This is a genomic window from Bradyrhizobium sp. B120, from assembly GCF_049075665.1.
In the GTDB taxonomy this organism is placed as follows: Bacteria; Pseudomonadota; Alphaproteobacteria; order Rhizobiales; family Xanthobacteraceae; genus Bradyrhizobium.
The window spans coordinates 1,613,209-1,626,172 of record NZ_CP185242.1 but is presented as its reverse complement, the minus strand read 5'-3'; the positions used below and the strand labels follow the sequence as shown (position 1 = coordinate 1,626,172).

General features: G+C 65.8%; 12 protein-coding genes. All 12 read right to left on the bottom strand.

Annotated features, from left to right (window positions below):
- A complete protein-coding gene (locus ACOIX3_RS07730) occupies positions 1-897 on the bottom strand; it encodes an ABC transporter permease (protein WP_420969153.1) in 897 nt (298 codons plus the stop codon).
- Positions 894-1,844 carry an ABC transporter permease gene (locus tag ACOIX3_RS07725; RefSeq protein WP_420969152.1) on the bottom strand — a complete coding sequence of 317 codons (951 nt, stop codon included), beginning with the start codon at positions 1,842-1,844 and terminating at the stop codon, positions 894-896. Before ACOIX3_RS07725 ends, ACOIX3_RS07730 begins: the two co-directional genes overlap by 4 nt.
- 76 nt (positions 1,845-1,920) lie before the next feature.
- Positions 1,921-3,351 carry an amidase gene (locus ACOIX3_RS07720; RefSeq protein ID WP_420969151.1) on the bottom strand — a complete coding sequence of 477 codons (1,431 nt, stop codon included), beginning with the start codon at positions 3,349-3,351 and terminating at the stop codon, positions 1,921-1,923.
- Positions 3,352-3,469: 118 nt separating this feature from the next.
- Positions 3,470-4,408: a carbohydrate kinase family protein gene (locus tag ACOIX3_RS07715; RefSeq protein ID WP_420969150.1), complete on the bottom strand. Its 939-nt coding sequence runs from the start codon at positions 4,406-4,408 to the stop codon at positions 3,470-3,472.
- Positions 4,409-4,417: 9 nt separating this feature from the next.
- Positions 4,418-6,070 carry an FGGY-family carbohydrate kinase gene (locus ACOIX3_RS07710; RefSeq protein WP_420969149.1) on the bottom strand — a complete coding sequence of 551 codons (1,653 nt, stop codon included), beginning with the start codon at positions 6,068-6,070 and terminating at the stop codon, positions 4,418-4,420.
- Between the two features lie 27 nt (positions 6,071-6,097).
- Positions 6,098-6,871 carry an SDR family NAD(P)-dependent oxidoreductase gene (locus ACOIX3_RS07705; RefSeq protein WP_375776801.1) on the bottom strand — a complete coding sequence of 258 codons (774 nt, stop codon included), beginning with the start codon at positions 6,869-6,871 and terminating at the stop codon, positions 6,098-6,100.
- Between the two features lie 11 nt (positions 6,872-6,882).
- Positions 6,883-7,890: an ABC transporter ATP-binding protein gene (locus ACOIX3_RS07700; protein ID WP_420969148.1), complete on the bottom strand. Its 1,008-nt coding sequence runs from the start codon at positions 7,888-7,890 to the stop codon at positions 6,883-6,885.
- A 15-nt stretch (positions 7,891-7,905) separates the two neighbouring features.
- Positions 7,906-8,736, bottom strand: a complete 831-nt coding sequence (locus ACOIX3_RS07695) for a carbohydrate ABC transporter permease (RefSeq protein ID WP_420969147.1) — start codon at positions 8,734-8,736, stop codon at positions 7,906-7,908.
- A gap of 4 nt (positions 8,737-8,740) precedes the next feature.
- Positions 8,741-9,613, bottom strand: a complete 873-nt coding sequence (locus tag ACOIX3_RS07690) for a carbohydrate ABC transporter permease (RefSeq protein WP_024583852.1) — start codon at positions 9,611-9,613, stop codon at positions 8,741-8,743.
- 137 nt (positions 9,614-9,750) lie between these two features.
- The gene (locus tag ACOIX3_RS07685) at positions 9,751-11,064 is read right to left on the bottom strand and encodes an ABC transporter substrate-binding protein (protein ID WP_420969146.1); all 1,314 of its coding nucleotides are present in this window, start codon (positions 11,062-11,064) and stop codon (positions 9,751-9,753) included.
- Positions 11,065-11,222: 158 nt separating this feature from the next.
- Positions 11,223-12,176, bottom strand: a complete 954-nt coding sequence (locus tag ACOIX3_RS07680) for a sugar-binding transcriptional regulator (protein ID WP_420969145.1) — start codon at positions 12,174-12,176, stop codon at positions 11,223-11,225.
- Positions 12,177-12,185: 9 nt separating this feature from the next.
- The gene (locus tag ACOIX3_RS07675) at positions 12,186-12,851 is read right to left on the bottom strand and encodes an HAD family hydrolase (protein ID WP_420969144.1); all 666 of its coding nucleotides are present in this window, start codon (positions 12,849-12,851) and stop codon (positions 12,186-12,188) included.
- Between the last annotated feature and the right edge of the window lie 113 nt (positions 12,852-12,964).

The window sequence follows — 12,964 nt, the reverse complement described above, 5'->3', positions numbered from 1 at the left end:
TCAACGCTCCCGCGCCAGACGGGGGTCGAGCAGATCGCGCAAGCCGTCACCGAGCAAATTGAGACCGAGCACCGCGATCGCGATCGCAACACCGGGATAGACCGCGAGCATCGGCGACTGGAACAGCAGGGTCTGCGCGTCATTGAGCATGCGGCCCCAGGACGGCTGCGGCGGCTGCGTGCCGAGCCCGAGATAGGACAGCGCGGCCTCGGCGAGGATCGCGAGCGCGAACTGGATCGTCGCCTGCACGATCAGGATCGACAGGATGTTCGGCAGCACGTGCTCGATCGTGATGCGGAATGAGCCCTTGCCCGCGGCGCGCGCGGCCAGCACGAATTCGCGGGCCCAGATCGCATTGGCCGAGCCGCGGGTGACGCGGACGAAGGTCGGGATCTGGAAGATGCCGATCGCGGTGATCGACGTCACCATGCCGGGGCCCGCGACCGCGGCCAGCATGATGGCCGACAGCACCGCAGGGAAAGCGAAGGTGAAGTCGCTCATCCGCATGATGAGCTCCTCGGTCCAGCCCTTGCAGGCCGCCGCGATCAGGCCGAGGCCAACGCCGAAGGTCAGGCCGATGCCGACCGCGATGACACCGACCATGATGGTGGAGCGCGCCCCGACCAGCATCAGCGAGACGATGTCGCGGCCGAGCACGTCGGTGCCGAGCCAGTGCGCCGCCGACGGCGGGTGCAGCTTCGATGCGACGTCGATGTCGTAGGCCGACCACGGCGTCCAGACCAGCGACAGCAGCGCCGCGCCGAGCACAACGAGGCTGAGCACCGCGCCGAGGACGAAGCTGCGATGACGCAGCGCGCGGCGCCAGAAGCCGGTCGCAGGCCTTGCGCCGGGTGCGAGTGCCGGCGCGCCGGCGGATGCGGTCAGCGGCGCGCTCACAGGTTAGCGACCTTGATGCGCGGATCGATGAAGGCATAGAGCACATCGACCACGAAATTGACTGTCACGACCATTGCAGCCAGCAGCATCACGCAGTTGCGCACCACGATCAGGTCTCGGTTGGCGATCGACTGGAAGATCAGCCGGCCGAGGCCCGGCAGATAGAACACATTCTCGATCACGATGGTGCCGGCGAGCAGATTGGCGAATTGCAGCCCCATGACAGTCATGACCGGGATCATGGCGTTGCGCAGCACATGGCGCCACAGCACCTCGCGCTTGCCGAGCCCCTTGGCACGCGCGGTACGCACAAAGTCCTCGCGCAGCACCTCCAGTACGGCGGAGCGGGTCACACGGGCGAGGATCGCGGCCTGCACCACGGCGAGCGAGATCGCGGGCAGCAGCAGCGACTTGATTCCAACCCAGACGCCGTCATCCCAGCCGGCAAATCCGCCGGCGGACAGCAATTGCAGCTTCACCGAGAACAGCAGGATCAACAGGATCGCGAACCAGAAATTCGGCAGCGCGATGCCAATCTGAGTCAGCGACATCACGCCGACATCGCCGAGCTTGTTGTGGTTGGCCGCGGTGTAGATGCCGGCGGACAGCGCCAGCACCACCGTGATCAGCATCGACATGATCGCGAGCGGGATGGTTAGCACCAGCCGCTCCGCGATCAGGCCGGCCACCGGCGTGCCATAGACGTAGCTGTTACCGAGGTCGCCGACCGCCATGCCCTTGATCCAGAGCAAATAGCGAACCGTGAGCGGCTGGTCGAGGCCGAGCTTGACGGTGAGCGCGCGCACCGCATCGGGCGAGGCGTCGGCGCCCATCAGCATCTGCGCGGCATTGCCGGGCAGCGCGTCGAGCACCAGGAAAATGATCAGCGAGGCCGCGAACAGCGTCGCCACCAGGGTCAGGATCCGCCGCAGGAAGAATACGCTCATGCCCGCCCGAAGGATTGGGAACAGGCAGCAGGTTTCAACATGTTCGCGAACGAATGCAAGCCCTTCGCCGCACCATTCATGATTTCAGCGCCGGCCAGCGGCCGAGCAGATCGCTCGCCTGTTCGAACAGCGCCGCGACGCGCAAGAGTTCCGCATCGGCCCGGAAGCGGGCGACCAGATGCAGGCCGATCGGCAGGCCGTCGCGGCCGAAGCCCGAGGGGACGCTGACCGCGGGATGCCCAGTCATGTTGAACAGCATGGTCCAGGGAAACCAGTGCGGCCGCACGCTGTCGAAGCTCTGGCCGTCGATGTCGATGGTGCCGAACAGATCCTGATCGATCGGCAGCGCCGTGCGGGTCAGCGTCGGCATCGCCAACAGGTCGCCGCGCGCAAGCAGCGCCTGCACGCGGCGGAATAGCGCGGTGCGGTCGAACATCGCCTGCTGGTACTCGACGCCGCTGACCTTTGCGGCCAGCGCGAGCTGCTTCAGGAAGGTGGGGCTGAGGTCATCAGGATGATCGGCCGCGAGCTTCTCGAAGCGGGTGCGCCAGACGGTGTGATTGATGGCGCGCCAGATCGGCTCGATGTCGAATCCTTCACCGGAGAATTCCTCGAGTTCAGCACCGAGACCGACCAGCCGATCGAGGCTCGCCTTGAAGTCAGCGGCAACGTCTGATGTCACCGGGCGGCCCGGCGGAGACAGGCAGTACAGCACCCGCGTGCCCCGGAGATCGCCGCGCGGCGCCGCGCGATCGAGATAGTCGGGCACCGGCACGCCGATCGACCAGGGATCGGACGGATCCTCGCCGGCCATCGCCTGCATCATCAGCGCGGTGTCGGCCACGGTGCGCGTGGTCGGCGTGACATAGGTCTGGTTGCCGAAGGCGTCCTGCACCTGGCTGTGCGGGATCACGCCATTGCTCTGCTTGATCCCGACCACGCCGTTGCAGGCGGCGGGAATCCGGGTCGAGCCGCCGCCATCGGTCGCAACCGCCAGCGGCGCGATCCCGCTCGCGACTGCCACGGCCGCGCCGCCGCTGGAACCGCCGCTGGAACGCTCGGCGCTCCAGGCATTGCGGGTTCGGCCGAACAGCGGCGAATCGGTCAGGCACTTGCTGCCGAACTCCGGCGTCGTGGTCTTGCCGATCAATATTCCGCCCTGCGCACGGAGCCGGGCCACCGCCACCGCATCATGATCGGGCACATTGTTCCGGTACGGCACCGCACCGAAGGTCGTTCGTACGCCTTTGGTGCTGACGATGTCCTTCACGGTGAACGGGATGCCGTGGAGCAGGCCGAGCGGCTCGCCGGCCATGACCTGCCGCTCCGCGGCCTTCGCCTGCACCATCGCCTCGTCGCCGCACAGCGTGATGAAGCAGTTCAATTCGGGCTGCAGCCGCTCGGCGCGGGCCAGCACGGCGGCGGTGAGCTCGACGGGAGAGACTTCCTTGCGGGCGATGCGCGCACGAAGCTCAACGGCAGGCAGCAGGCAAAGATCTTCGCTCATCTTGGGAACGGGCTCGTATTGGACGCGGTCGACGACCCGCATCGTGCCGCGCCGGATGCGTCAAGTCCATCGCCTCGCGCGCATGATGGCACGTGGCGCGGCGACGGTCGCGCATGGCCTACCAAGTGCCCGCGGGCAACTCCCGGCTCCGCGGCGGATCGGCGCCCGCGCGTGTGCAGGTAAAGGCGGCGCATTTGCAGGCAAACGACAGCGCGCGCGTGAGTTCGGCCGCGCTGATCTCGCGCAGTTGCGCTCGCGCGATCCGATCCAGCCGATGCAACGCGGCGAGCAGCGCGGCCTGAAAACTGTCGCCGGCGCCGATCGTATCCACGACGGCCACCACCGGCGATGCGACCTCGATCGGTCCGGCCTCGCGATGCCAGGCAGAGGCGCCATCATTGCCGCGCGTGATGACGACGAGCGACGCCCCGCCGGACAGCAGCGCCTCGGCCCGCGCCGCATAGGCCTCATCACCGAACAGATAGGCGAAGTCGACGTCGGACATCTTCACGATATCCGCCTTGCCGCAGAATGCCAGCATGCGGGCGCGATAGGCGTCCTTGTCCTTGACGAGGTTCGGCCGGCAGTTCGGATCGAGCGAGATCGTCACCTTCGCCCGCGCATGCTCGATGAAGGCCAGCGTCTCGGCCGCACCCTTGTCATGGACCAGCGTGGTCGAGCCGGTGTGCAGGCACGTGACGCCGTCAAGCGCGATCGCCTCGCGCCGATAGGTCCAGTTCCGCGATGCGGTGTCGGCGTCATAGAAAGCATATTGCGTCTCGGTGCCCGTCACCCGCGCAAAGGCCAGCGTAGCCTGGCGATCGCTGCGCGTCGCGCGGCTAAGATCGACACCGGACGCCGCGGCATGATCGGCGATCATCCGGCCGAAGGTGTCGGTCGAGATGCCGCCGACAAAGCCGGTGGGAACGTCGAGGCGTGCCATCCCGACTGCGATGTTGAGGCAAGAGCCGCCGACCGCGGGCGTCAGGGCCTCGCGTCCATCCGCCGTCCGCGACGGCAGGAAATCGATCAGCGCATCTCCGCAACTCAGCAGCATGCAAACACCTCAACCAGGCGCCGCGCCGGGCGCCCGCTTCATCGCCTCGCGGCTGTCGCGATCGAGCTGGCGCAGCATCTTGTGCACGCCGCGCTTCTTGCGGTGGAAATCGGCAAGCTCGGGCCTGGTCGGCTCGCTCAACCGCCCGAGCGCCGACATGCCGGCCATCGCCGCATTGATCGAATTGTGCGCACCGCTGGCGACCGCGCCCAGCATGGCGGCGCCGAGCAAGACGGGTTCTTGCGTCTGCGGCAACGCCACCGTGTAGCCAGTGGTGTCGGCCATGATCTGGCGCACCAGGGGGCTGCGGCTCGCGCCGCCCCCGATCACGATGGTCTTGCCGCTGACGCCGTGGGCCTGCAGCGCCTCGATGACGTCGGCAAGGCCATAGGCCAGCCCGCACAGGCCGGCGATGAACAGCCGCTCCAGCGCCGACACATCGGTGTCGAGATCGAGCCCGGCGATCACGGCGCGCGAGCCGGGATCGGCATAGGGCGAACGGTTGCCGAGGAATTCCGGCAGGACATGAACGTTGCGCGCGAGCAGCGCGGCCGCGCCGGCATTGCCGCTGCGCGCCAGGATGCGCTTTTCGAGGTACTCGATGACATCGACGCCGTCGTTCTTCGCAGCGAGCGAGACCTCGGCATGCGCCGGATGCGATTTGAGCAGATGATCGATCGCGGCACCCGCCGCCGATTGACCGCCCTCGTTCAGCCAGAAGCCCGGCACCATGCCTTCGAAATACGGGCCCCAGACGCCGGGCACGAAGCAAGGATCGACCGTGGTCGCCATGATGCAAGCCGACGTTCCCATGATGTAGGCCAGTCGCTGGCAGACATCGACGTCGGCGCCTGACCCGTCACGGCCGCCGATCGCGCCGACGCCACCGGCATGGGCATCGATCAGCGAGGCGCCGACCGCGGTTCCCGGCACGAGGCCGAGATCGCGCGCGGCATCTTGCGAGAGCCCGCGGCCGAGCGGCGAGCCCGGCGGCACGATCTCGGTGCCGATCCGGGCAAAGCGATCGGCGGCGAGCTCCTCGAGCCCGACGCGCTTCAGGAACGATTCGCTCCAGCCGCCCTCGCCGGCCACATAGGTCCATTTGCAGGTGACCGTGCAGGTCGAGCGCGCCAGCGAGCCAGTAGCGCGGAACGAGAGATAGTCGGCGAGATCGAAGAAGTGACCGGCTGCCTCGAACGTCGCGGGCAGATGCCGCTTCAGCCAGAGGATCTTCGGGATCTCCATCTCCGGCGAGATCGCGCCGCCGACATAGCGCAGCACGCGGTCGCCGGTCGCGTTGACGAACTCGGTCTCGTCCATCGCGCGGTGATCCATCCAGACCACGACATTGCGTGCGGGATCGCCGGACGGGCTGACGGTGAGCGGCCGGCCTGCTCTGTCGAGCACGACCAGCGAGCAGGTCGCATCGAAACCGATGCCCTTGACCTGTTCGGCCGCGACCGCAGCCTCCCGCATCGCGTGACGCACGGAGGTCACGCAGGCCGCCCAGATGTCATCGGACGATTGCTCGACGATGTCGCCGGGCTCGTGCCAGACCCGGATCGAATGCCGGGCCGAACCCAATAGCTTGCCGGCCTCGTCGAATACCCCCGCCCGGGCGCTGGTGCTCCCAACGTCCACCCCGATATAGGCTTGCCGCATGGCCGCTCCGTTATGTCCGGCGCGATCCTACCAGCAAGTGTAGCCGCCATCGACCAGAACGATGCTTCCGGTCATCAGGCTCGCCGCCTCGGAGGCGAGGAACAGCACCACGGAGGCGATCTCATCGACCTGCCCCATCCGCGCCATCGGGGTTCCACCGATCCAGGCGTCGTACATGCGCGGGCTGTTCTTCACGAAGGCGTTCAGCGGGGTCTCGATATAGGTCGGCGCCACGGCGTTGACGCGGACCCCGCGCGCGCCCCATTCGGCGGCGAGCGATTTGGTGAGATGATGCACCGCGGCCTTGGACGCGTTGTAGAAGCATTGCTCCTGCGGCTTGTTGACGATGAAGCCGGACATCGAGCCGACGTTGACGATGGTGCCGGACTTCGCCTTGAGCATGTGATTGCCGAACGCGCGGCAGCACCAGAAGGTGCCGTTCAGATTGACGTCGATGACGTTGAGCCAGTGCTCGTCGGTCACCGTCTCGGCCGGCGTCTCGCTGCGCGCGATGCCGGCATTATTGACGAGGATATCGACCTTGCCGTACTTGCGGACCAGTTCGTCGGCGACTGCCGAGACGCGCCCGGAATCGGTCACGTCCATCAGCGCGATATCGGCGTCGAAGCCCTTGGCCTTCAGCTCCGCCTGCGCGTCGTGGGCCGCCTTGGCGTCGCGGTCGCCGATGATGACCTTGGCGCCGGCTTCCGCCAGCGCCTCGGCGCAGGCGAGCCCGATGCCCTGACCGGCGCCGGTGATGATGGCGGTCTTGCCGCCGAGCCTGAATTTTTCGAGATACATTTTCTTCTTCCTTACGCGTGGATCGATTTTCCGCCGTCGTCGAAACGATGGATGCGCGCCGGATCCGGGATCAGCGACACCTTGTCGCCGGGATGCAGGTCGAGCTCGCCGACATAGCGCGCGGTCAGCATCCCCTGCGGCCCCGCGTCAACATAGAGGAAGGTGTCGCTGCCGAGATGCTCGGCGACCGCGACCGTGCCGTGCCAGCCGCCCTGCCCGTCGCGCTCGACCTTCAAATGCTCGGGCCGCACGCCGATGGTGGTCGCGCCCTGCTGCTTGGCGAGCTCGCCGGTGACGAAATTCATCTTCGGCGAACCGATGAAGCCGGCGACGAACAGGTTGTTAGGCTTCTCATAGAGCTCGAGCGGCGAGCCATATTGCTCGATCTTGCCGCCGTTCAGCACCACGATCTTGTCGGCCATGGTCATGGCCTCGACCTGGTCGTGGGTGACGTAGATCGCCGTGGTGCCGAGCTGCTTCTGCAACCGCGTCACCTCGAGCCGCATCTGCACCCGCAGCGCGGCGTCGAGATTCGACAGCGGTTCGTCGAACAGGAACGCCTTCGGCTCGCGTACGATGGCGCGCCCGATCGCAACCCGCTGGCGCTGGCCGCCGGAGAGCTCGCGCGGCTTGCGCTCGAGATAAGGCGTCAGGTTGAGGGTGGCCGCGGCGGCCTCGACCTTGCGGTTGATCTCGTCCTTGGCGATGCCGGCCATCTTCAGGCCGAAGGCGATGTTGCCGCGCACGCTCATATGCGGATAGAGCGCGTAGGACTGGAACACCATCGACAGCCCGCGCTTGGCCGGCGGCACGTCGACCACGTTGCGGCCGTCGATCAGGATGGCGCCGCCGGTGACGTCCTCGAGGCCCGCGATCAACCGCAGCAGCGTGGTCTTGCCGCAACCTGACGGACCGACGAAGACGACGAAGGAGCCGTCGGTGATCTCGAGGTCGGCCCCCTTGATGATGTGGACCGGCCCGAATGATTTTTGCACACCCTGCAGCGTAATCTGACCCATGGCGAAGCCTTTCTGCTACTTGACCGCGCCGAAGGTCAGGCCGCGGACGAGTTGCCGCTGACTGAACCAGCCGAGCACGAGAATGGGCGCGATCGCGAGCGTCGACGCCGCCGACAATTTCGCCCAGAACAAGCCTTCCGGGCTGGAATAGGATGCGATGAACACGGTGAGCGGTGCGGCCTCGAGCGTCGACAAATTGAGGGTCCAGAACGCCTCGTTCCACGCCAGGATCAGATTGAGCAGCAAGGTCGAGGCCAGCCCCGGCACCGCCATCGGCGTCAGCACATAGATCAGCTCCCGCCCGATCGTGGCACCGTCCATCCGTGCCGCCTCGAGAATGTCCTTCGGGATCTCCTTGAAATAGGTGAACAACATCCAGATCACGATCGGCAGATTGCCGAGGCACAGGATGAAGACGAGCCCGGTTCGAGTGTCGAGCAGGCCGAAATTCCGATAGATCAGGTAGATCGGCACCAGCACGCCGACCGGCGGCATCATCTTGGTGGAGAGCATCCAGAGCAAGACGTCCTTGGTCCGCTTGGTCGGCGAGAACGCCATCGACCACGCCGCTGGAATCGCGATCAGCATCGCGATCAGTGTCGAGCCGCCGGCGATGATGATCGAGTTGAGCGCGTGGTGGACGTAGTCGCTGCGCTCCTGCACCGTGACGTAGTTCTCCGTCGTCCAGTGGAAGAACAGGAACGACGGCGGGATGGCGAAGGCTTCGAGCTCGGTCTTGAAGCTCGCCAGCACCATCCAGAGGATCGGGAAGAAGATCAGGAAGCCGACCAGCCAGGCCGCCGCTGTCGAGATCACCTTGTTCCGGGTCGTGACCATCCGCGCCATGACGTTACGCCTCCAGATTCCGGCCGACGATGCGAACGAGGAAGAATGCGACGATGTTGGCGAGCACCACCGCGACCAAGCCGCCCGCCGAGGCGCTGCCGACGTCGTACTGGATCAGCGCCTGCGAGTAGATCAGGAAGGCGATGTTGGTGGTCTGCAGGCCGGGGCCGCCGCCGGTGGTGACGAAGATCTCCGCGAACACCGTGAGCAGGAAGATGGTCTCGATCAGGATCACCACCGTGATCGGTCGAGCCAGATGCGGCAGCGTGATGTAGATGAAGGTCGAGATCGCGCTCGCGCCGTCCATCTCGGCGGCCTCCTTCTGCTCCTCGTCGAGCGATTGCAGTGCGGTGAGCAGGATCAGGGTCGCGAACGGCAGCCACTGCCAGGAGATGATCAGGATCACCGAGAACAGCGGCGCATCATTGAACCAGTCGATCGCCGGCAGCCCGAACAGGTGTGCGATCCAGGCGAACAGGCCTGACACCGGATGCATCAGGAGGTTCTTCCAGACCAGCGCGCTCACCGTCGGCATGACGAAGAACGGCGCGATCACCATCAGGCGGACGATCGAGAGCCCGACGACCTGCTGGTCGAGCAAGAGCGCCAGCGGCACGCCGAGGATGATCGTGATCGCGAGCACCGAGCCGACCAGCACCAGGGTGTTCTGCAACGAGGCGAGGAAGGCCGGATCGGTGAGGAAGTAGCGGAAGTTCTCCAGCCCGACGAAGGATTCGGAGCCGGGATCGAGCAGATTGTAATGCAGGGTCGCGAAGTAGATCGTGAGCGCCAGCGGCACGATCATCCAGATGAACAGCAGCGCCACGGCGGGCGTGAGCAGCGTGCGTGCGAGCAGTTGGGTCTGCTGGGTCGCCATCCCCGCCTCCTTCTTAAGGAAAGGAGCGACCATCCCGCTGCGGGACAGGATGGTCGCAAGTAGCCCAGCTCGGGAGGTCTAAGCTGGTCGGGCGACCAAGGCGTTTGACACGCCTTGGCTATCGAGTCGCGCGTGGCTTACTTCAGATAGCCCGCGCGCTTCATCTCGCGCTCGGTCGCGGACTGCGCAGCCGAGAGCGCCGCATCGACGGTGGTCGAACCGGACAACGCGGCCGAGAACTGCTGGCCGACCTGGGTGCCGATGCCCTGGAATTCAGGGATCGCCGCGTACTGCACGCCGACGTAAGGCACCGGCTTGACGGTCGGATGGCTGGGGTCAGCCGCATCGATCGAGGCCAGCGTCATCTTGGCGAACGGTGCGGCCTTCAGATAGTCGGGATTCTTGTAGAGCGAGGTGCGTGTTCCGGGAGGTGCGGCGGCCCAGCCCTGCTTGTCCGCGACGAGCTTGGTGTAGTCCTTGCTGGTCGCCCAGGCGATGAACTTCTCGGCCGCCTCGACCTTCTTCGAGCCGGCAGGAATCGCGAGGCTCCATGCCCACAGCCAATTGGCGTTCTTGCCGAGCCCGGTGTTCGGCGCCAGCGCGAAGCCGACCTTGTCGGCAACCTTGGAATCCTTCGGGTTGGTCACCATGGACGCCGCCACCGTGGCATCGATCCACATCGCGCATTTGCCGGCGCTGAACAGCGCGAGGTTCTCGTTGAACCCGTTGGACGAGGCGCCGGGAGGTCCGGCCTGCTTCATCAGGTCGACATAGGTCGTCAGCGTCTTCTTCCATTCCGGCGAATTGAACTGCGGCTCCCACTTCTCGTCGAACCAACGCGCGCCGAACGAGTTGGACATCGCGGTCAGGAACGCCATGTTCTCGCCCCAGCCGGCCTTGCCGCGCAGGCAGATGCCATAGACGCCGCCCGACTTGTCGGTCAGCTTCTTGGCGGCATCGACCACGAAGTCCCAGGTCGGGCTTTCCGGCATCTTCAGGCCGGCCTTGTCGAACAGGTCGGTGCGATACATCACCATCGAGCTCTCGCCGTAGAACGGCGCGGCATAGAGCTTGCCGTCGACCGAGACGGCATCCTTGATCTTCGGCAGCAGGTCGCCAACGTCGTAGTCGGCGCCGAGCTTGTCGAGCGGCACCAGCCAGCTCTTCTTGGCCCAGATCGGCACCTCGTAGGTGCCGATGGTGAGCACGTCGAATTGGCCGCCCTTGGTGGCGATGTCGGTGGTCACGCGCTGGCGCAGCACGTTCTCCTCGAGCGTCACCCATTTCACTGATATGTCGGGGTTCTTCGCGGTGAATTCGCTGGTGAGCCCCTGCATGCGGATCATGTCGCTGTTGTTGACGGTCGCCACCGTCAACGTGGTCTGGGCGATCGAGGGGGCAGAGATCAAAAGAGCAGCCGCGCCCGCAACGGCGCAAAGGACGTTTTTCAAGGTGACCTCCCTTATGTCACGTTGAGCATATGCCCACGTGTTGAGCGTATGTTCATCCCGTCGTTAAAATTTGTCAAGCACGCGACTGCGCAGTCCCGCGCGATTGCAGGTTCCACCACAGCCTGGAATGGAGTTTTTTGCGGTAGCGAAGAACGCGCCTAGCGATCCAGCACCGCACGTGCGGTCGCCTCATCCGTGATGAGGCCGTTGATCACCCGGCCCGCCAGCGCGGCTCTGATCGACGGCACCTTGGCGGCGCCGACGGCTGCGGCAATCGTGGTCGATACCGCGGGGATCTGCGGCGGAATGCTGGTCAGCCGTTTGTTGGTGCCGCCCTTGATCAGGCGGCCCTTGGCGTCATAGGCCCAGCCGGTCACCTCGCCGACCGCGCCGAGCCGCATCATCTCCAGCAATTCTTCGCGGGTGACGAAGCCGTCGACATGGACCTGGGCCTTCTGGTCCATCTGGCCGATGCCGATCAGCCGCAGATCGGCCTTGGCGGCGACCGCCCTCACCCGCGCGATCGGATCGATCCGGATCATGCGGTTGCGCTCGTCCTCGCTCGACATCAGGAACGGCAGCGGCATCGGGTAATGCCGCGCACCGGTGCGGTCGGCGAGCCGTCCGACCGTGTCGTAGAAGCTCGCCGAGCCGTCGGCGGAGATGTTGCCGACCAGCGAGACGATCTGATGATCGGGCCGCTCGATCGGCGAGACCCGCTCGACCGCGGCGCGCACCGCGCGGCCGGTGCCGAGCGCGACGATGACAGGCGTCTCCGAGCGCAGCGTCAGCTCCAGCAGATTGGCGCTGCGTTCAGCGATCCCTGCATTCGACAGCGGCGCCGCCGGATCTGAAGGCACGACGTCGCAATGTACCAGATCGAACCGCGCCTTCAGCCGCGATGCCAGCTCCATGCAGGCCGCAATGGGGTGCTCGAGACGAAACGTGATCAGCCGCTCCGCAAGACACAGCGACACCAGGCGCTGCGCCGAGGCACGCGACACCTGCAGCATTTTTGCAATCTCGTCCTGGGTGTGGCCCGCGATGAAATACAGCCAGCCGGCGCGCGCCGCATCGTCGAGGCGAGACTTTTCGTTGTCGGGCGCAGCCATGATCGTGCGTCAGCCTTCGTTCCAGAAATCGGTCATCGCGGCGAAGATTCGATCCGCCCCAGCCTGCTTCAACAGAGCACTGCCATCCGTCAACCGATAGTGGGCGCCGCCGACAAATCCCCACACTTTCATCGCCGCGGCCTTTGCCGCCGTCACCCCGCTGACGCTGTCCTCGATGACCAGCGTGCGGCGCGGCTCGGCTCCCATTTTGCCGGCGGCAAACAGGAATAGATCCGGCGCCGGCTTGCCGTGCTCGACCATCTGTGCGGTGTAGAGCCGCTGTCCGAAGCTCGCCGCAAGACCGGTCAGTTCCAGCGAGAACCTCACGCGGTCAAGATCGCTCGATGAAGCGACACAATACGGCAGATGCAATTCCGCGAGCACAGCGGCGATGCCCGCAATCGGCTGGAGCTGCGAGCGGAAGGTCTCGCGCACCTGGTGCGCCAGTTGAGGCAAGAAGGTCGCGGGCAACGGTTTGCCCACGCCCCGGCAATAGTCGACCAGGGCCGTGGTGCTGCGCCCGAGGAAGAGTTCGAGCGCCCGCTCGGTGCTCATCTCGATGCCGGCCTTCACCATCGCCTCGGCGAGGCAGCGGCAGCTCAATTCCTCGCTGTCGACGAGCACGCCGTCGCAGTCGAAGATGACCAGATCGGTCTCGGGCAGCCGCGGATCCATCCCGACATGAGATCATATGCTCACGCCATGAGCAATAGATCACGATTTCGCGCGCGGAATGCCGCGCCTCAAATGGTCGCGGTGCACCGCCAACCATGCTGTGCGACAAGGCG

What these genes read in the sequence shown, in the direction of transcription:
- ACOIX3_RS07690 (WP_024583852.1), bottom strand. Translation starts at nt 9,613, where the DNA reads ATGGCGACCCAGCAGACCCAACTGCTCGCACGCACGCTGCTCACGCCC.
- ACOIX3_RS07675 (WP_420969144.1), bottom strand. Translation starts at nt 12,851, where the DNA reads ATGGATCCGCGGCTGCCCGAGACCGATCTGGTCATCTTCGACTGCGAC.
- ACOIX3_RS07700 (WP_420969148.1), bottom strand. Translation starts at nt 7,890, where the DNA reads ATGGGTCAGATTACGCTGCAGGGTGTGCAAAAATCATTCGGGCCGGTC.
- ACOIX3_RS07695 (WP_420969147.1), bottom strand. Translation starts at nt 8,736, where the DNA reads ATGGCGCGGATGGTCACGACCCGGAACAAGGTGATCTCGACAGCGGCG.
- ACOIX3_RS07680 (WP_420969145.1), bottom strand. Translation starts at nt 12,176, where the DNA reads ATGGCTGCGCCCGACAACGAAAAGTCTCGCCTCGACGATGCGGCGCGC.
- ACOIX3_RS07705 (WP_375776801.1), bottom strand. Translation starts at nt 6,871, where the DNA reads ATGTATCTCGAAAAATTCAGGCTCGGCGGCAAGACCGCCATCATCACC.
- ACOIX3_RS07710 (WP_420969149.1), bottom strand. Translation starts at nt 6,070, where the DNA reads ATGCGGCAAGCCTATATCGGGGTGGACGTTGGGAGCACCAGCGCCCGG.
- ACOIX3_RS07725 (WP_420969152.1), bottom strand. Translation starts at nt 1,844, where the DNA reads ATGAGCGTATTCTTCCTGCGGCGGATCCTGACCCTGGTGGCGACGCTG.
- ACOIX3_RS07715 (WP_420969150.1), bottom strand. Translation starts at nt 4,408, where the DNA reads ATGCTGCTGAGTTGCGGAGATGCGCTGATCGATTTCCTGCCGTCGCGG.
- ACOIX3_RS07720 (WP_420969151.1), bottom strand. Translation starts at nt 3,351, where the DNA reads ATGAGCGAAGATCTTTGCCTGCTGCCTGCCGTTGAGCTTCGTGCGCGC.